19 protein-coding genes and 1 pseudogene are annotated in these 15,737 nt (G+C 64.6%); 15 read left to right on the top strand and 5 right to left on the bottom strand.

Annotation, left to right across the window (positions count from 1 at the left end; all coding sequences use genetic code 11):
• Positions 1–141, top strand: a pseudogene (locus VGM71_RS14525) (transposase); the annotation flags it as partial.
• Between the two features lie 158 nt (positions 142–299).
• Here VGM71_RS14525 and VGM71_RS14530 read toward each other — a convergent pair.
• Both VGM71_RS14530 and VGM71_RS14535 read right to left on the bottom strand, forming a co-directional pair.
• Positions 300–824, bottom strand: coding sequence for a hypothetical protein (locus VGM71_RS14530; RefSeq protein ID WP_331546399.1), 525 nt, complete (start codon positions 822–824; stop codon positions 300–302).
• Positions 821–1,633, bottom strand: coding sequence for a DUF6402 family protein (locus tag VGM71_RS14535; RefSeq protein WP_331546401.1), 813 nt, complete (start codon positions 1,631–1,633; stop codon positions 821–823). The genes VGM71_RS14530 and VGM71_RS14535 overlap by 4 nt, the downstream gene beginning before the upstream one ends.
• Positions 1,634–1,961: 328 nt before the next feature.
• Between VGM71_RS14535 and VGM71_RS17715 the strand changes: the two genes are divergently transcribed.
• From VGM71_RS17715 to VGM71_RS14545, 3 genes are all read left to right on the top strand, one after another.
• Positions 1,962–2,186 carry a hypothetical protein gene (locus VGM71_RS17715; protein WP_414675143.1) on the top strand — a complete coding sequence of 75 codons (225 nt, stop codon included), beginning with the start codon at positions 1,962–1,964 and terminating at the stop codon, positions 2,184–2,186.
• Positions 2,122–2,415 (top strand): Hcp family type VI secretion system effector, encoded by a 294-nt coding sequence (locus VGM71_RS14540; protein WP_331546403.1) that lies wholly within the window; start codon positions 2,122–2,124, stop codon positions 2,413–2,415. The genes VGM71_RS17715 and VGM71_RS14540 overlap by 65 nt, the downstream gene beginning before the upstream one ends.
• Before the next feature lie 529 nt (positions 2,416–2,944).
• Positions 2,945–3,388 (top strand): BON domain-containing protein, encoded by a 444-nt coding sequence (locus tag VGM71_RS14545; protein WP_331546405.1) that lies wholly within the window; start codon positions 2,945–2,947, stop codon positions 3,386–3,388.
• Positions 3,389–3,459: 71 nt separating this feature from the next.
• On the opposite strand, the gene VGM71_RS14550 is transcribed toward VGM71_RS14545, so the two are convergent.
• Positions 3,460–4,257: a cytochrome C assembly family protein gene (locus VGM71_RS14550; protein WP_331546407.1), complete on the bottom strand. Its 798-nt coding sequence runs from the start codon at positions 4,255–4,257 to the stop codon at positions 3,460–3,462.
• Positions 4,258–4,421: 164 nt separating this feature from the next.
• Here VGM71_RS14550 and ffh point away from each other — a divergent pair, with 164 nt between their 5' ends.
• The 5 genes from ffh to rplS all read left to right on the top strand — a co-directional run bounded on the left by ffh (position 4,422) and on the right by rplS (position 7,905).
• The gene (gene ffh, locus VGM71_RS14555) at positions 4,422–5,801 is read left to right on the top strand and encodes a signal recognition particle protein (protein ID WP_331546409.1); all 1,380 of its coding nucleotides are present in this window, start codon (positions 4,422–4,424) and stop codon (positions 5,799–5,801) included.
• Positions 5,802–5,927: 126 nt separating this feature from the next.
• The gene (gene rpsP, locus VGM71_RS14560) at positions 5,928–6,179 is read left to right on the top strand and encodes a 30S ribosomal protein S16 (protein WP_166699047.1); all 252 of its coding nucleotides are present in this window, start codon (positions 5,928–5,930) and stop codon (positions 6,177–6,179) included.
• Complete coding sequence (gene rimM, locus VGM71_RS14565; RefSeq protein WP_331546413.1) at positions 6,179–6,694, top strand: ribosome maturation factor RimM; 516 nt, start codon at positions 6,179–6,181, stop codon at positions 6,692–6,694. The genes rpsP and rimM overlap by 1 nt, the downstream gene beginning before the upstream one ends.
• Positions 6,695–6,713: 19 nt before the next feature.
• The gene (gene trmD, locus VGM71_RS14570; RefSeq protein WP_331546415.1) at positions 6,714–7,490 is read left to right on the top strand and encodes a tRNA (guanosine(37)-N1)-methyltransferase TrmD; all 777 of its coding nucleotides are present in this window, start codon (positions 6,714–6,716) and stop codon (positions 7,488–7,490) included.
• A gap of 16 nt (positions 7,491–7,506) precedes the next feature.
• The gene (gene rplS / locus VGM71_RS14575; protein ID WP_331546417.1) at positions 7,507–7,905 is read left to right on the top strand and encodes a 50S ribosomal protein L19; all 399 of its coding nucleotides are present in this window, start codon (positions 7,507–7,509) and stop codon (positions 7,903–7,905) included.
• A 53-nt stretch (positions 7,906–7,958) separates the two neighbouring features.
• Here rplS and VGM71_RS14580 read toward each other — a convergent pair whose 3' ends face one another.
• Together VGM71_RS14580 and epmB are read right to left on the bottom strand one after the other, a co-directional pair.
• Complete coding sequence (locus VGM71_RS14580; RefSeq protein ID WP_331546419.1) at positions 7,959–10,022, bottom strand: GGDEF/EAL domain-containing response regulator; 2,064 nt, start codon at positions 10,020–10,022, stop codon at positions 7,959–7,961.
• A gap of 101 nt (positions 10,023–10,123) precedes the next feature.
• Positions 10,124–11,149, bottom strand: a complete 1,026-nt coding sequence (gene epmB, locus VGM71_RS14585) for an EF-P beta-lysylation protein EpmB (RefSeq protein ID WP_331546421.1) — start codon at positions 11,147–11,149, stop codon at positions 10,124–10,126.
• A 65-nt stretch (positions 11,150–11,214) separates the two neighbouring features.
• Here epmB and efp point away from each other — a divergent pair, with 65 nt between their 5' ends.
• From efp to VGM71_RS14615, 6 genes are all read left to right on the top strand, one after another.
• Positions 11,215–11,793 (top strand): elongation factor P, encoded by a 579-nt coding sequence (efp, locus tag VGM71_RS14590; RefSeq protein WP_331546457.1) that lies wholly within the window; start codon positions 11,215–11,217, stop codon positions 11,791–11,793.
• A 72-nt stretch (positions 11,794–11,865) separates the two neighbouring features.
• A complete protein-coding gene (locus VGM71_RS14595) occupies positions 11,866–13,203 on the top strand; it encodes a TRZ/ATZ family hydrolase (protein ID WP_331546423.1) in 1,338 nt (445 codons plus the stop codon).
• Positions 13,200–13,484: a YciI family protein gene (locus VGM71_RS14600; protein WP_331546425.1), complete on the top strand. Its 285-nt coding sequence runs from the start codon at positions 13,200–13,202 to the stop codon at positions 13,482–13,484. Before VGM71_RS14595 ends, VGM71_RS14600 begins: the two co-directional genes overlap by 4 nt.
• Before the next feature lie 5 nt (positions 13,485–13,489).
• On the top strand, positions 13,490–14,197 hold the full coding sequence (gene ubiG, locus VGM71_RS14605) for a bifunctional 2-polyprenyl-6-hydroxyphenol methylase/3-demethylubiquinol 3-O-methyltransferase UbiG (protein ID WP_331546427.1): 708 nt from the start codon (positions 13,490–13,492) through the stop codon (positions 14,195–14,197).
• A complete protein-coding gene (locus VGM71_RS14610; protein WP_331546429.1) occupies positions 14,194–14,874 on the top strand; it encodes an HAD family hydrolase in 681 nt (226 codons plus the stop codon). The genes ubiG and VGM71_RS14610 overlap by 4 nt, the downstream gene beginning before the upstream one ends.
• On the top strand, positions 14,871–15,707 hold the full coding sequence (locus VGM71_RS14615) for a squalene/phytoene synthase family protein (protein WP_331546431.1): 837 nt from the start codon (positions 14,871–14,873) through the stop codon (positions 15,705–15,707). The genes VGM71_RS14610 and VGM71_RS14615 overlap by 4 nt, the downstream gene beginning before the upstream one ends.
• Positions 15,708–15,737: the final 30 nt, after the last annotated feature.

The raw sequence follows: 15,737 nt of genomic DNA on the forward strand, positions 1-15,737 counted from the left end.
CACCGGATCAGCGCGGACGAACGCAGTGCGCGCAAGGGGCAGCGCTTCCTGACGCTGTTCTGTGACCTGGACGCACGCCGCTTGCTGTTTGCCACGCAAGGGCGGGATGCGGCCACCTTCAAGGCGTTCGCGGCGGACTTGTAAAATCCAGAATGGTTCATACGCGTTGACACGAACACAGCCATCGGGACTCAGTTCAGAAGATGTGTGTTTTGCAAGCGTATGTCCCCACCAGCTGGACGCCTGAGAGGGCGCGGCAATACCCATGAGCGCGATGATTGCAAATACCATGTTGGGATTCATTTGTTCAGATTCGACTGAAGTGCTCGCTGCCTGTCTTCTTCCTCCCAAGTCTCGTGCAGCAGGCGGATCGCTTTTTGCCTTTGATCGAGGCCCACGGCAAGCCTCGCCAAAGTCGCCTCGTCCGCGCAGCGATCTGAATCAAAGAGCAGGAAGCCGTCCACCTTCACTGCGCGGCGGCCGGCCGGGGCTGCCACGTTCCAGAGTTCGATGTCGTAGGCATACGCCTCATCGTAAACAACCGTGTCGCCGAGAAATGCTCCAGTGCTCACTTCATAGGCACGCTTGAAGACTGGAAGCTCCCAGCCCATGAATAAGGCGTTACGAACCGTGGGATCGGGATGCGGCGTCCGATGGAGCAGTGACGGTAACACCCAAAAGGGCTCGTAGACATCGATGCGGAAACAGCCGTCAGGACTCAATTCAGATGATTTGTGTGTGGCAAAAGCGCGCTCCCACCAATTGGACGCCTGATATAGAGCAATGCCAGATACGACGACGGCAAGAACTGCTTTAGTGTTCATCCCGTAAACTCAAGCGATAGATTCATGCTTTCCCAGAGCACATCGGAATAGACGACGAAATCCCCACCGTAGCCCGTCACACGTCGGTAATTTTCGAAGTCGCGGTTGAAAACGTGAGTTGCCGACACCGGGGTTCCGCGAGAAGCCATGTCCCGCCTAGGAAAATTAAGCGCCATCTGCGTCGCGCTCAGAACACGATCCGTCGTCCATGCGCCGAGAAATTGGAATCCGCTAAAATCGTAGGTATCCCGTATGTAGAATCCCGCATGGGTGACCTTTAGGGTCAGCCGACCCGCTCGCACGTCGCGTGTTGCCTCGCCAATAAGAGCCACCTTCACGGAGCCAACTCCAAGACTCCCTTGCATATCGTCAAGTAGCCCCAGTTTTTCGCCAAAAGGCAAGCTGTTGGACTGGCAAGTATCTTCAAGATCGACGGCGCTGTCGTGACGGCTGCCAAACGCAAACTCACGTTGAGCGCTCCATCTGGAATTCAACAGTCTCTCGCGCAGGTTTTCCTTGGCAAGCGCATTCGCCATCTTCTTGCGTAATTCATCGACGTTGATTTTCAAGCGCGGATGCGTCATCGCCCACGCCATACGAACTATGCGTTGATCGGTGTTCTCGGGTGTGTACCGATGATGAGGCTGGTGCTTCTTCATCTCATGCGGTAGAACCCACGCGGGTGATCCTAGCCAGCGATCCATGAGATCAGCCGATACAGTCCAACCCATCTGACGCATCGCGCCAGGAATGGATTCGACGGTCTTGATTGTGTCCGCGTGTTCTTTAGGTTGTGGATTTCCGGTCATGGTGTTGCTCCTTTTGTCATGGTGACGCCGTCTCGGCGATGGCGCGGCATGGTAGTCGGATATTGTGTTCGTCGGAAGGCTGCGGTATTCAATGTTCAGGCAAGATGCGGCGATTTTCGAAGTATCCTCATCGCAGTGATCGCGTCCATGAACACGAACTTTACCGGCGTTTGTCGTGCGACTTTTTCTCAGACATGTGCGGGCGGAAACCGTGTACAAGTCGTCCGCGCGCCCGCATCAGTCGCGGAAGCCACCAGCAACATAATCAAGGAAGGCGATGAAAAGTATCTACCTGAAACTCACCGGCCCCGACCTCAAGGGTGAATCCATGGACAGGGAGCACGCTCAATGGATCGAATTGAAATCGTGGCGTCACCAAATGACCCAGCCCTCATCGCCGGTGGCGTCCACCTCTGGCGGTCATGCAGTAGGTCCGCACGGAGCACGGTGCCCTGACGGTTACCAAGGAACTGGATCTGGCCAGTCCGATGCTGTTCCAGGCCCTATCGGGCGGTACCACGTTCCAGTCCGCGCAGCTCGATCTCTACCGTGATGCAGGCGATGGCAAGCGCATCAAATACCTTGAGATTCAACTTAAGAACGTGCTCATTTCGCACATCAGCATGGGTTCTGAGGAAAGCGCTTTGCCTACCGAGACGCTGGCACTGAAGTACGCCGCGATCCAATGGAAGTATCAGAAGCAGAACATCGATGGCGGGATGGGCGGCGTCACCCTTGGGGTATGGAGCCTGACGAAGAACGATAAGACCTTCGTTGTCTGACTCGCGATGACGCAACGTGATCTAGTCGCGGCGTCACGCGCACACACGAAGATTCTGAAAAACACGCCCAACTAGAGACAACACCACGGCGGATTTGGTAGCGCGTCGTCGCGTGGCCGGCTAAGCGGAGCTGACGGGGTCGCCACCTACTTCTCCATCGATACTTTCCGGCGCCCGGTCACGGGCCGTCGGTGAACCCGCGAGTCCGTCGTTTCACTGTCCTACCCGCGGCACGTCGCCCTTGTGACGACGTGCCGGATGACCGCGCTGGAAATCGTGGACGCACTCATGAGCATCGGCATGCGCTGTGCCGCGGAAGCACACGGACGGATGGTAGGGGAGCAATCGCGCTCGTTGTCAGAACCACCCAAATAAGTTTTGTGTGGGAGTCGCTTCGGCAGCGACGGGGTGCTGGCGGCAAGACATTTCTCAAGGGCAGAGAAGATTACGCCAACACACGCCCGGCTCATGGCAAGGCCGTATCGCGTTCGCACGCGTCCTTCACGAAGGCGTTGATCGTATCGGTCCCGTGATCCGCGACCAGATCTCTGGCGCGGGCGCACAACGATTCAACGCAAGCCAAAGGAACTTCATGATGATCCATGCAAACCTCCGCAAGGGCCTGTTCGCCGTTGCCATCGTCGCCGGTCTCGGTACCGTTCCCTTCGCGCAGGCCACGACGGATGACGTCGCAGTGATGCCGCATAGCAATGACCAAGCCGTTGTTGGCAAGATCGACGACGCCATGATTACCACGAAGATCAGGTCCACGTTTGCTGCGAACAAGGCGGTGAAAGGTGGCGACATCTCGGTGGGCACCATGGACGGTATCGTCACCCTTCGTGGAACCGTCACCACCGCAAGGGAAAAGAGCCGTGTCGAAACCCTGGCCATGAAGGTCAAGGGCGTGAAGAGCGTCGATGGCAGCGCCCTGGTCGTTTCGCCAGACAAAAAAAGCGCCGCCGTGCAGTAACGAAGAGAGGGAGCCCGCGGGCTCCCTCTCTTGTGCCATCGCCTGGGGCAGGGCTTCGGTCCGCCCCAGGCTCAGGGCGTGCGATGCAGGATCAGTTCCAGTACCGCCTTCGTGCCGAAGAACGCCAGCAGCAGGATGCCCATGCCGATCAGCGTGAGATAAACCGCACGAATGCCGCGCCAGCCGTATTGCCAGCGGCCCCAGAGCAAAACGCCGAACACGATCCACGCGATGATCGACAGCACCGTCTTGTGCACGAGGTGCTGGCCGAACAGGTCGCCGACGAACAGCGCGCCGGTAACGAGGGTGAGGGTAAGCAACACGAAGCCGACCGCGATCAGGCGGAACAGCAGCACCTCGGTCAGCGTGAGCGGGGGCAGGGCGCGCAGCCAGTGGCCGAAGCGGCTGCGACGGAGCGCGCGCTCCTGGATGGCAAGGAGGACCGCCAGCGCGGCAGCGATCGAGAGGATGCCGAAGGCGAACACCGCGATGGTCACGTGCAGTTCGATCTGCCAGGTCATCGACTGCGGCGCGGTGCGCGGTGCGAGGAAGGCGTCGATGGCGAGGAGGGCGGCCGACAGCGGGAAGATGAGGATGCCCAGCCCGGCGATGGGCCGCGACAGGTTCACCACGATGGTGAGCGCCGAGGCGATCCAGGCAACGAGGGAGAGTGCGGCGAAGAAGTGCAGGTCGAGCGTGCCGCGGTGCGCGGTGAGCAGCAGCGCGCCATGGGCCAGCGCCGCGAATGTCGCCAGGGTCATGCCCCACCGCGCCAACGGTTGTCCACCCGTCGCAAGCGGCCGGGCGAGGACGCCGGCGGCGGACAGGTACAGGGCGACGGAGACCAGGGAGAGAGCGGTGACGATCATGGAGGCGCAGTTTGGCACGTAGGAGCGGACCTTGTCCGCGACAGCCCTTCGCAAGGCGTCACAGGGCCTGTGGCCTGACGCGAAAAACTGTCGCGGACAAGGTCCGCTCCTACGGAGCATTGCCGCTATAATCGATGGTTTACTGCATCACGAACCGAATCCCCATGTTCGAATCGCTCAGCCAGCGCCTGTCCGACACCGTCAACCGCCTGCGTGGCCGCGGCCGGCTGACGGAAGAAAACATCCGCGAAACCTTGCGCGAGGTGCGCATCGCCCTGCTTGAGGCCGATGTGGCCCTGCCGGTGGTGAAGGCACTGGTCGAGCGCGTGAAGGTGCGCGCCGTGGGCCTGGAAGTGCTGAAGAGCCTTTCGCCCGGCCAGGCCCTGGTCAAGATCGTGAGCGACGAGCTGACTGCCCTCATGGGCTCGGCCAACACCGAGCTGAACCTCGCCGCGCAGCCGCCCGCCGTGGTTCTCATGGCTGGCCTGCAGGGCGCGGGCAAGACCACCACGGTGGCCAAGCTGGCCCGCTTCCTCAGAGAGCGCAAGAAGAAGCGCGTGATGGTCGTGAGCTGCGACGTCTACCGTCCGGCAGCGATCGAGCAATTGCGCACCCTGGCCAGCCAGGTGGAGGTCTCTTTCTTCCCCTCCGAGGCCGGCCAGAACCCGATCGACATCGCGAAGGCCGCCGTGGCCGCCGCCCGCCGCGAGGTGATCGACGTGCTGCTGGTGGATACCGCCGGCCGCCTGCACGTCGACGAAACCATGATGGGGGAGATCAAGGCCCTCCACGGCGTGCTCGACCCGATCGAAACCCTGTTCGTGGTCGATTCCATGACGGGCCAGGACGCCGCGAATGTCGCCAAGGCCTTCGCCGATGCACTGCCGCTCACCGGCGTGGTGCTGACCAAGGCCGACGGTGACGCCCGTGGCGGCGCCGCCCTGTCGGTTCGCTACGTCACCGGCCGTCCGATCAAGTTCCTCGGCGCCGGCGAGAAAACCGACGCCCTGGAGCCGTTCCATCCCGACCGCGTGGCCCAGCGCATCCTGGGCATGGGCGACGTCCTGTCGCTGGTCGAGGAAGTCGAGCGCAAGGTCGACCAGGAAAAGGCCCAGAAACTGGCCGAGAAGGTCATCAAGGGCAAGCGCTTCGATCTCAACGACATGCGCGACCAACTCGAGCAGATGAACAACATGGGCGGTCTGGCCGGCCTCATGGACAAGCTCCCAGGCATGGGCAGCATCCCCGACAGCGTCAAGTCCAAGGTCAACGACAACGAGTTGAAGCGCATGGTCGCGATCATCGGGTCGATGACGAAGAAGGAGCGCCGCCACCCCGATTTGCTGAACGGCTCGCGCAAGGCCCGCGTGGCGCGCGGCTCCGGCACCCAGCCGGCCGACGTGAACCGGCTGCTGAAGCAGTACATGCAGATGGAAAAAATGATGTCCAAGCTGTCCAAGGGAGGCAGCAAGGGCCTCCTCCGCCAGATGCGCGGCGCCATGAAAGGCATGGGCGGCATGGGCGGCATGATGCCGCCGCGCTGAGCGGTATCGCACGGAACGCCTTAAACCCCTTCCATTTTGGGAAATTTTCGCTAAAATGTCCGGCTTTACCGCGCCCGCTTCTCGCGCGCGCCTTGCCGGTCTGCGGCATTCTGGAGCTCGTAACTTATGGTCAAGATTCGTCTTTCGCGCGGTGGCGCCAAGGGCCGTCCGTTTTATCATGTCGTCGTGACCGATCAGCGCGCGCCGCGCGATGGTCGCAACATCGAACGCGTCGGTTATTACAACCCAGTGGCTTCGGGCGCCGACAAGCGCCTCGAGCTCGACGTCGCCAAGGTCCAGGCCTGGGTGGCGAAGGGTGCGCAGCTGACCGACAAGGTCCGTGCCCTCGTGAAGGAAGCCGGCAAGCTGGCTGCTTGATGTCGACGGGGTCCGGGAAGCGCGTCCGCGTTGGACGCATTGTCGGGCTCCACGGCGTGCAGGGACAGGTCAAGCTCGAAAGCTGGACCGATCCCCGCCTCCAGATCTTCCGCTACCAGCCCTGGCTGCTGACCGCGCCGGGTGTGGAGCAGGAGATGAACGGGGTCCGGGGCCGCGCGCAGGGCAAGGGCATCGTCGCGACCCTGCCGGGCATTGAGGATCGCGACAAGGCGGCCGCCCTGGTCGGCTGCGAAATCACGGTTTCGCGCGACTTGCTGCCGCCACCCGCGCCGGGTGAGTTCTACTGGACCGACCTCGAAGGCCTCGAGGTCGTCACCACGGAGAACACGATCCTGGGTCGGGTAAGCCATCTCTTTTCCACCGGCGCCAACGATGTCATGGTGGTGAAGGACGGCGAAAGGGAGCGACTGGTTCCGTTCGTCCAGGGCCCTTACGTGCATTCGGTCGATTTCGACACCGGGCGCATCGTGGTGGACTGGGACCCCGAGTTCTGAACGGCGAAGCCTGAAGATCATGCGTATCGACGTGGTTTCGCTGTTTCCCGATTTCGTCCGCCAGTCGGCCGCGATCGGGGTGGTCGGAAGGGCGCAGCAGCGCGGGTTGTTGCAGGTGGAAGCCTGGAACCCCCGCGACTTCGCCACCGACAATTACCGCACCGTGGATGGCCGCCCCTTCGGAGGCGGACCCGGCATGGTGATGCTGATCGAGCCCCTGCGAGCCGCGCTCGCGGCGATTCGTGAGGCGGCGCCGGAGCCGGTGCATGTGATTTATCTCAGCCCGCAAGGTGCGCGGCTGACGCAGAAACGGGTGGAAGCGCTGGCCAAGATGCCGCGGTTCGCCCTGATCTGCGGACGTTACGAGGGTGTGGACGAACGCCTGCTCGAGCACGAGGTCGACGAGGAGCTCTCAATCGGCGATTATGTGCTGTCTGGCGGGGAACTCGGCGCAGCGGTGGTCATCGATGCGGTGGGTCGTCTACAGGAAGGCGCGTTGAACGACGCGCAATCCGCCCAACAGGACTCCTTCTCGGATGGCCTGCTGGATTGCCCGCATTACACCCGTCCCGTGCATCACGATGCGTGGGGCGGCGTGCCGGAGGTGCTGCTTTCCGGCGATCACGCGGCTATTCGCCGCTGGCGTCGCAAGCAGTCGCTGGGTCGTACCTGGCTGCGCCGGCCGGATCTGCTAACGCAGCGTGCGCTCGACGACGAGTCGAGAGCATTGCTGGATGAATTCCGCCGTGACTTTGAACGGCTAAACGGTGCGGCCGGCAACGACCGCCGTAAATAAAATTGACAGGTGCGCCATGAACAAACTCCTCCAACAGTTCGAAGCCGAGCAGATCACCCGCCAGCTGCCGGATTTCGGTCCTGGCGATACCGTGATCGTCAATGTGAAGGTGAAGGAAGGTAACCGCGAGCGCGTCCAGGCGTTCGAGGGCATCGTCATCGCCAAGCGTAGCCGCGGCCTGCACTCCGCGTTCACCGTGCGCAAGATCTCGCATGGCACTGGCGTGGAGCGCGTGTTCCAGTCGCACAGCCGCGCCATCGATTCGGTGGAAGTGAAGCGCAAGGGCAAGGTCCGCGGCGCGAAGCTGTACTACCTGCGTGGCCTGGAAGGCAAGGCCGCCCGCATCAAGGAAGACGTCGCCGCCGCCGCTGCCGCCAAGGCCGCGAAGAAGGCTGCCGCTGCCGCCGCCCAGTAATCGGCTGCCGCAAGGCAACAGAAAAGCCCGCGAGCGATCGCGGGCTTTTTTTGTTACACCGGCATGTATTCCTCGGCCAGCACCTTCGCCGGCTCCTGCAGGAAGTTGCCCTGGATGAAGTCAACGCCGCAGGCGAACAGTAGCGAAGTGCTCACCGCGTCCTCGACCCACTCGGCCACCGTCTGCTTGCCGGAGGCGTGGCCTTCCTTGCAGATCTCGGCGATCTTCTTCTGGTTCTCCGGATGCTGCGGCAGGTCGGTCATGAAGCTGCGGTCGATCTTCAGGAAGTCGGCTTCGACGTGGGTAAGCAACTGGAACGAGTTGAGGCCCGAGCCGAACTGTTCGATGGCGAAGCCGCCGCCAGCCTTGCGCCAGCCCGCGACGAACTCCTGCGTGGGACGCAGGCTGGTGAGCACCTTCGATTCCGGCATCTCGATGACCAGCTTGCTGCGGCGCAGGTTCGCCGTCTGCAGGCGGCGGACCAGCCAGGGCAGGAGGTCCGGATCCTCCAGCGACTGCAGGGTCATCTTCACGAAGTAGGTGGTGGTCAGCCCGTCGTTCTCGCGATGGGCGAGGGCGTCGATGGCATGGCCAAGCACCCAGCGGTCGATGGCGGGGAGCAGGCCGTTGCGCTCGGCGACGGGGAAGAAGTACGACGGCAGCACGTCGCCCTTGGGGCCGCGCATGCGTACGAGGATCTCGTAGTACTCGCCGGCGGCGTCCTGCAGGCTGATGATCTGCTGGTGGTACAGGCGCAGGCCATCCTGCGCCAGGGCCTCGCGAACGAGGTCCAGCCAGTACTGCTCCCGTTCGGCATCCGCTTTTTCGCGAGCGCTCGGGTCGTGCAGTTCCACGCGGTTGCCGCCCTGGTTCTGCGCGGCGCGCAGCGCGTTGCTGGCCTGGTCGAGCACCGTTTCCGTGTTGGCGTTCTTCTCGGCCAGCAAAGTGCCCCCGATCGTGACCGTGACAGTCAGCGAGCGCGAACCCGCATCGAAGATGGTCTCCGCAATGGTGGTGCGCAGGCGCTCGGTGAGCGCCGCGTGCTCCAGGTCGCCTCGGGAAGAGAGGATCAGGCCGAGCGTGTGGTCGCCGACCACGCCGGCGATATCGTCCTCGTCGATCGATTCGTTGACCTTCGCGGCGAGCGCGGCGAGAAGGTGGTCCGCGTTGCCGATGCCGGTGTTGGCGACGATGTCCTTCCAGTTGTCCGGCTCGAGCAGGATCACCGCCTGGCCCGCGCGGCCAGTTGCCGCGGCGGCGACGGCCTCGTCGATGTGCTCGAGGGTGCGCGCGCGGTTGAACAGGCCGGTGACCGGATCGCGCTGCAACTGGGCCACGAGGGCTGCGTCCACGGTCTGCTGGCGGAACACGATCTGCAGGCAGGATTCCCCTTCAAACGTGGCGTGGGCGAAATCGACCATCGCCTTGAAGGTGCTGCCGTCGTCGCGGCGGGCCAGCAGTTCCATCGGGGGCGGTACCTTCTCGCCCTTGGACAGCCCGCGCAGTGTGTTCTTGAACTCGTCGGCGTGAGTGCCTGCGATCAGGTCGAGGATGGGCAGGCCGAGGATGTCGTCGAACTCGGCGAAGCCGAAAGCCTCCAGGTAGGCCTGGTTCACGCGCACGTGCATGCCTTCGTGCACGTAGGCGATGGCGTCCCGCGAGGAATCGAGCAGGGCGTCGCAACGGCGCTCGGTCTCGCGCAGGGAGGTTTCCAGCCGGCGGACGGCGCGTCGCGTCGACAGCGATTCGAATTCGCGCTGGACCACGGCAAGTACCTGGTCCGGGCGCTTGCGCAGCGCCACGCCGCGCAGGCCGCTGGTGATCAGGTCGGCCGTGGCATCGTCATGCAGGCTTTCGACCACGGCGATAAGCGCGAGGTCGCGCCCGCTTGCATCGAGTTGGCGCATCACCGCCACGGGATCGATGCCGGGGACGGTGGGGTTCATCAGTACCAGGTCCGGCACGATCTCGTCGAGACAGGCCTTGATCTCGTCGGGGGTGGTGGCCCGGGCAGGGCGCACCGCGATGCCGCCATTACGCAAAACATTGATCAAGAGCTCGGCGTCTTCCACCGAACTTTCGATGAAGAGGATCCTGATGACGTTGTCGAGTTTCATGCCGTTCCGAATTGCCGCTTGCCCGTCCCGCGAACCGGCTGGCCGGTTCGCCCCCCCATAGCGCGGTCCGGACAGGTCATGCTGACCGGATGTCGCCCATACTAACGCGCGAAATCGGCAATAGGTCGCTTCGCCGGATCGCCCTGCAGTTCACGCACCAGCCGGGGTACCAGGTACCCTGGAAGGCGGCCACGCAGGGCTTCCATGAGCCAGAGGGCGCGATCGTCGTCCACCTCGAAATGGGCAGCCCCCTCCACCTTGTCGAGCTGGTGCAGGTAGTAGGGCAGGACGCCGGCAGCGAAGGCACGCTCGCCCAGCGCGGCCAGCGCAGCCACGTCGTCGTTCACCCCGCGCAGGAGCACCGCCTGGTTGAGCAGGGTGGCACCTGTCGCGCGCAGGCGGGCGCAAGCTGCGTCCACGCCGGCGTCGAATTCGTTGGCATGGTTGGCATGCAACACCACCACTTTCTGCAGCGGCAGGGCGGCAAGCCAGGCCGTGAAGTCCTCGTCCACACGCTCGGGCAGCACCACCGGCAGGCGCGTATGGATGCGCAGGCGAATCACGTGGGCCAGCCCGTCCAGTCCCCGGGTGAGTTCCTCGAGCTTGTGCGTCGCCAGCGAGAGGGGGTCGCCACCGGACAGGATCAGTTCGCGGATCGAGGTATCGGCGCGCACATGGGCCAGCGCATCGCGCCATTGCGCTGCCGCGGCGATCTCCTCGGCGTAGGGGAAATGCCGGCGGAAGCAGTAGCGGCAGTTCACCGCGCAGCTGCCGCTGGCGATCAGCAGGGCCCGGCCGTCGTACTTGTGCAGCACGCCGTGGCCGGCTCGGGAGGCCATGTCGCCCACGGCGTCGATCGCATACCCTTCCGCGGCCTCGTGCTCCACGGCGCGCGGCAATACCTGAAGCAGCAGCGGATCGGCCGGATCGCCCTGGCGCATCCGGGCCACGAAACCGCGCGGCACCCGCAGCGGGAAACCCGCGTCGTCCGGCGGCAAGAGGTCGGGGCGATGCGCCAGGCCGGCGGCGGCAAGGAGTTCACCGGCATCGGTGATGGATTCCCGCCAGAGTTCGCGCCAACCCCGGGCGGGCGGCGATAGTCGGGAAGAGGGGCTTGCGGTTATCATTGCGGACCTTGGATCGGGCCCGGAGGCCCGTGACAGCCCCCATTTTAGCTCTGGAGCAGATTCGCATGGCGACCCTTGGCCTCAATGACGTCAAAACGGGTAAGAAGATCCTTCACAACGGCGACCCGTGGATCATCACCGAGGCTGACTTCATCAAGCCGGGCAAGGGCCAGGCGTTCACCCGCATCCGCATTCGCAACCTCAAGGACGGCCGCACCACCGAGCAGACGCTGAAGTCCAGCGACTCCTACGAGGAAGCCGACGTGGTCGACACCGACGCGCAGCTCTCGTACATCGAGGGCAACGGCGACGAGCGCAAGTGGATCTTCATGCACATGGAGACCTTCGAGCAGCACGCGGCCCCCCTGGCGGCCATGGGCGACGCCTGGAAGTGGCTCAAGGGCGAAGAGGAGTGCGTGATCACCCTGTTCAACGGCAACATCGTTGCCGTGACGCCGCCGAAGTTCGTCGACCTGAAGATCGTCGAAACCGATCCGGGCGTGCGCGGCGACACCTCGGGTGGTGGCGGCAAGCCGGCTACGCTGGAGACGGGCGCCGTGGTCCGCGTGCCGCTTTTCGTCAACCAGGACGAACTCATCAAGGTCGATACCCGCACCGGTGAGTACGACAGCCGCGTCAAGTAAGGCCAGCAGTTTGCCCCTCTCTCGCGGCACGGCCCCCTCCGGGAGCCGTGCCGCTCTTGCATTGGGAATCCGATGAGTACCAGCCCCACCGAAATCGATCTCCTCGTGGAGGCCCGCTGGGTCGTCCCCGTCGAACCCCATGCCGTGGTGCTCGAAGACCACGCCGTGGCCGTGCACCACGGCGCCATCGTGGCGCTGTTGCCGATACGCGAGGCGCGTGCCGCCTATGCGCCGCGCGAGCGCGTGGTGCTCGACGAGCACGCGCTGATCCCCGGACTGATCAACGCGCATACGCACAACCCCATGACGCTGCTGCGCGGCCTGGCGGACGACCTGCCGCTGATGACCTGGCTCCAGGACCACATCTGGCCGGCCGAGGGCCGGGTGATGGGACCGGACTTCATTCGTGACGGTGTGGAACTCGCCGTGGCGGAAATGATCCGCGGCGGCACCACCTGCGCCAACGAGAACTACTTCTTCCCGGACGTGATCGCCGCGACCTATCGGGCGATGGGCTTCCGCGCCGTGATCGGCCTGCCGGTGATCGACTTTCCCACCGCATGGGCGAAGACATCGGACGAATACTTCAGCCGCGCGCTGGAAGTGCATGACAGCCTGCGTGGCGAGCCGTTGCTCAGCACCGCCTTCGTGCCGCATGCACCGTACACCGTCTCGGACGAGAACTTCGAACGCATCCGCATGCTCGCGGACCAGCTCGACATTCCCGTGCACCTGCATACGCATGAAACCGCGCACGAAGTGGAAGAAGCCGTGGCGAAGGACGGCATCCGTCCGTTCCAGCGCCTGCAGAAGCTCGGCATCGTCAACGATCGCCTCGTCGCCGTGCACATGACCCAGCTCACGGACGCGGAAATCGCCGCTTGCGCGAAGGCGGGCGTCTCGGTGGTGCACTGTCCGGAATCGAACCTCAAGCTGGCCTCGGGCTTTTGTCCCGCGGAGAAGCTGCGCGCCGCCGGCGTGAACGTATGCATCGGCACCGATGGCTGCGCGTCCAACAACGACCTGGATATGTTCGGCGAGATGCGCACCGCGGCGCTGCTGGCGAAGGCCGTGGCCGGCGACGCCGCTGCGTTCGACGCGACATACGCCCTGCGCGCGGCCACGCTCAATGGCGCGAAGGCCATTGGCCTGGGCGAACGTGTCGGTTCGATCGAGCCGGGCAAACGGGCCGACCTCACCGCCGTGCGTCTCGACGCGCTGGAAACGCAGCCGCTCTACCATGTGGCATCGCAGCTGGTCTACGCCACGGGCCGGCACCAGGTCAGCGACGTCTGGATCGACGGACGGCGCAAGCTTGCCGCCGGCGAACTGCTCGACATCGACACCGCCGCCATCCGCGCCAAGGCGCGCGCGTGGCGCGAACGCATCGCCGCGGAGGACGCAGCATGAACGAACCCTTGCATCTCTACCTCGTGCTCGCCATGCGCACGCCCGCCTTCCAGGCAGACGCGGGCGAGGCACACCAGGCCTTCATCGAGGACCTGATCGAGCAGGACCTGCTTGAACTCACCGGCCCCTTCACCGACCTCAGCGGCGGTGCTTATATCCTGCGCGCTTCCGACATGGATACCGCCACGCAGATCGTGCACAGCGACCCGTTGCACATCACCGGCTCGTCGACGCTATCGATCCACGAATGGCGCGTGTGCCGTCCCGGCACGGGGGAGTGAACGCCATGCAGAACCAGGCCAATGTCAGCGCGGAAGAAATCGCGCGCTTCGAGAAGCTCGCCGGGCGCTGGTGGGATCCCGACGGCGAATCGCGCCCGTTGCACGACCTCAATCCCGTGCGTGCGGCCTACATCGCCGGCCGCACGAACCTTCGCAGCGCGAAGGTGGTGGACGTGGGTTGCGGCGGCGGGCTGCTCAGCGAGGCGCTGGCGCGTGCCGGGGCGAACGTCACGGCGATCGATCTTGGCGAGAAGCTGATCCAGATCGCGAAGCTGCACCTGTTCGAATCGAACCTCCAGGTCGATTACCGTGTGCAGTCCTCCACGGAATTATCCGAGGCCGAGCCGGCGTCGTTCGACGCCGTGTGTTGCATGGAGATGATCGAGCACGTGCCAGACCCGCTGGCGCTGGTGCGCGATCTGTCGGCCATGCTCAAGCCGGGTGGCCAGCTGTTCCTCTCCACCCTCAATCGCACGCCGGCCGCGTTCGGCGCAGCCATTGTCGGCGCGGAATACCTCATGCGCCTGCTGCCTCGCGGTACGCACCATTACGCACAGTTCCTGAAGCCATCCGAAGTCGCGTCGATGCTGCGCCGCTTCGGGCTGGAGCTGGAAGACCTGCGGGGCCTGTCGTACAACCCGCTCACGCGCAACGCCAGCCTGTCGACGAATACGTCGGTGAACTACGTGCTCTCGGCGAGGAAGGTCGCATGAGCGTGCTTCCGTTCAAGCCCCAGGGTGCGTTCTTCGACCTCGACGGCACGCTGCTCGACAGCGCGCCCGATCTTTATGCGGGCCTGCTGGTGCTCTGCGCCGAGCACGGCCTCGAACCACCGCCCTACGACCGGGTGCGCTCCGTGGTCTCCCGTGGCTCCCGCGCGATCATCGGCGCCGGCTTCCCCGGTGCGGACGACGAAGCAATCCTGAAGCTGGTGCCGCGCTACCTCGAAATCTACGAGGCGGGCATGGCCAGTCATACGGTGCCGTTCGACGGGATAGAGGCGATGCTCGCCGGCCTCGATGCCTCCGGTGTTCGCTGGGGCATCGTGACCAACAAGCCGGGGTTCCTCACTGATGCCCTGTTGCCGATGGCCGTGCCGCGCTGGAAACCCGCCGCGGTCGTCTCGGGCGATACCCTTCCGGTGAAGAAGCCGGATCCAGCACCCGTCCTGCACGCCGCCACGCTCGCAGGTTGCGATCCCACGCGCTCGGTGTTTGTCGGCGATGACCGCCGCGACATTGTCGCCGGCAATGCAGCGGGCATGTACACCGTGGCGGTGCGCTGGGGCTACCTCGACGGCGGCGATCCGGAAAGCTGGGGAGCCGACGCCGTGCTCGACAACGCCGACGAGCTTGCCGCCCTGCTCGGCGTGGGCGAGGTCGCGGCGTGAGCGAAGGCGCGACCCGGAGCTACGTGGACAAGTGGCTGGCGGTGCAGCCACAGCAACGGATCGCCCTGGGTTTCGTCGACGAGCGCGTGCGCGACGAGCGCGCGGCGCTGGCCGCGCTGGAACAGGAGCTTATTGCATCGGCCTACGGCATCCGCGAGCCGCAGGTGGCTGCGGCCAAGCTGCAATGGTGGGCGGAGGAACTGTCCGGCGCGGCAGCGAGCGGCGGCCGGCATCCACTCACGCAGGCATTATTCGCGAGCGAACGCGCCCGCGCCATTCCGGCCACCTTCTGGCTGGCGCCGGTGCTCGCGGCGATGGCCCAACTGGAGCAGGGCACGGCGTCGGATTTTGCGGCCCAAGTGGGGGCTTCGCGCGGGCTCCATGCCGCCCTGGCCGCGCTCGAGAACGCATGGTGGTTCGGCGAGGCCGCTCCCACGGAATCCGCCGCCCGCATCGCGACCTTGTCGCACCTGGTGTTCGCCCTGTCCCGGCTTGAACTGGATGCGGAACGTGAGCGCCTGCCCCTGCCGATGGCACGCCTGGCTCGCCACGGCCTGTCGCGTGGGCAGCTGAAGGACGATTCCCCGGCACGCCGCGAGGCCTTGCGGGAACAACTCGCGGAGTTGGCCGGGAGCCTGCGCAAGGCGCTCGCGCTTGGCGAGCCCCTAAGCACCTTCCGTGGCCTGGAAGGCCGCACGGCGCTCTCCACGGCCTCCGCGGCGGCCAGGGCCGCAGAGCCCCTTGCGGAACTGCACCGGCGCCAGTCGCGCTCCGGGCCGGCCACGGCAGTCCGGGCATGGCTCTCCGCCCGTCATGCAGCACGATTTGGCTGAACGGACCGTTTTCCGGCACTAAGCATTGAG

It is taken from the genome of Luteibacter sp., from assembly GCF_036499525.1.
Taxonomy (GTDB): domain Bacteria; phylum Pseudomonadota; class Gammaproteobacteria; order Xanthomonadales; family Rhodanobacteraceae; genus Luteibacter.

What these genes read in the sequence shown, in the direction of transcription:
- VGM71_RS14530 (WP_331546399.1), bottom strand. Translation starts at nt 824, where the DNA reads ATGAACACTAAAGCAGTTCTTGCCGTCGTCGTATCTGGCATTGCTCTA.
- VGM71_RS14535 (WP_331546401.1), bottom strand. Translation starts at nt 1,633, where the DNA reads ATGACCGGAAATCCACAACCTAAAGAACACGCGGACACAATCAAGACC.
- VGM71_RS17715 (WP_414675143.1), top strand. Translation starts at nt 1,962, where the DNA reads ATGGACAGGGAGCACGCTCAATGGATCGAATTGAAATCGTGGCGTCAC.
- VGM71_RS14540 (WP_331546403.1), top strand. Translation starts at nt 2,122, where the DNA reads ATGCTGTTCCAGGCCCTATCGGGCGGTACCACGTTCCAGTCCGCGCAG.
- VGM71_RS14550 (WP_331546407.1), bottom strand. Translation starts at nt 4,257, where the DNA reads ATGATCGTCACCGCTCTCTCCCTGGTCTCCGTCGCCCTGTACCTGTCC.
- ffh (WP_331546409.1), top strand. Translation starts at nt 4,422, where the DNA reads ATGTTCGAATCGCTCAGCCAGCGCCTGTCCGACACCGTCAACCGCCTG.
- rpsP (WP_166699047.1), top strand. Translation starts at nt 5,928, where the DNA reads ATGGTCAAGATTCGTCTTTCGCGCGGTGGCGCCAAGGGCCGTCCGTTT.
- rimM (WP_331546413.1), top strand. Translation starts at nt 6,179, where the DNA reads ATGTCGACGGGGTCCGGGAAGCGCGTCCGCGTTGGACGCATTGTCGGG.
- trmD (WP_331546415.1), top strand. Translation starts at nt 6,714, where the DNA reads ATGCGTATCGACGTGGTTTCGCTGTTTCCCGATTTCGTCCGCCAGTCG.
- rplS (WP_331546417.1), top strand. Translation starts at nt 7,507, where the DNA reads ATGAACAAACTCCTCCAACAGTTCGAAGCCGAGCAGATCACCCGCCAG.
- VGM71_RS14580 (WP_331546419.1), bottom strand. Translation starts at nt 10,022, where the DNA reads ATGAAACTCGACAACGTCATCAGGATCCTCTTCATCGAAAGTTCGGTG.
- epmB (WP_331546421.1), bottom strand. Translation starts at nt 11,149, where the DNA reads ATGATAACCGCAAGCCCCTCTTCCCGACTATCGCCGCCCGCCCGGGGT.
- efp (WP_331546457.1), top strand. Translation starts at nt 11,215, where the DNA reads ATGGCGACCCTTGGCCTCAATGACGTCAAAACGGGTAAGAAGATCCTT.
- VGM71_RS14595 (WP_331546423.1), top strand. Translation starts at nt 11,866, where the DNA reads ATGAGTACCAGCCCCACCGAAATCGATCTCCTCGTGGAGGCCCGCTGG.
- VGM71_RS14600 (WP_331546425.1), top strand. Translation starts at nt 13,200, where the DNA reads ATGAACGAACCCTTGCATCTCTACCTCGTGCTCGCCATGCGCACGCCC.
- ubiG (WP_331546427.1), top strand. Translation starts at nt 13,490, where the DNA reads ATGCAGAACCAGGCCAATGTCAGCGCGGAAGAAATCGCGCGCTTCGAG.
- VGM71_RS14610 (WP_331546429.1), top strand. Translation starts at nt 14,194, where the DNA reads ATGAGCGTGCTTCCGTTCAAGCCCCAGGGTGCGTTCTTCGACCTCGAC.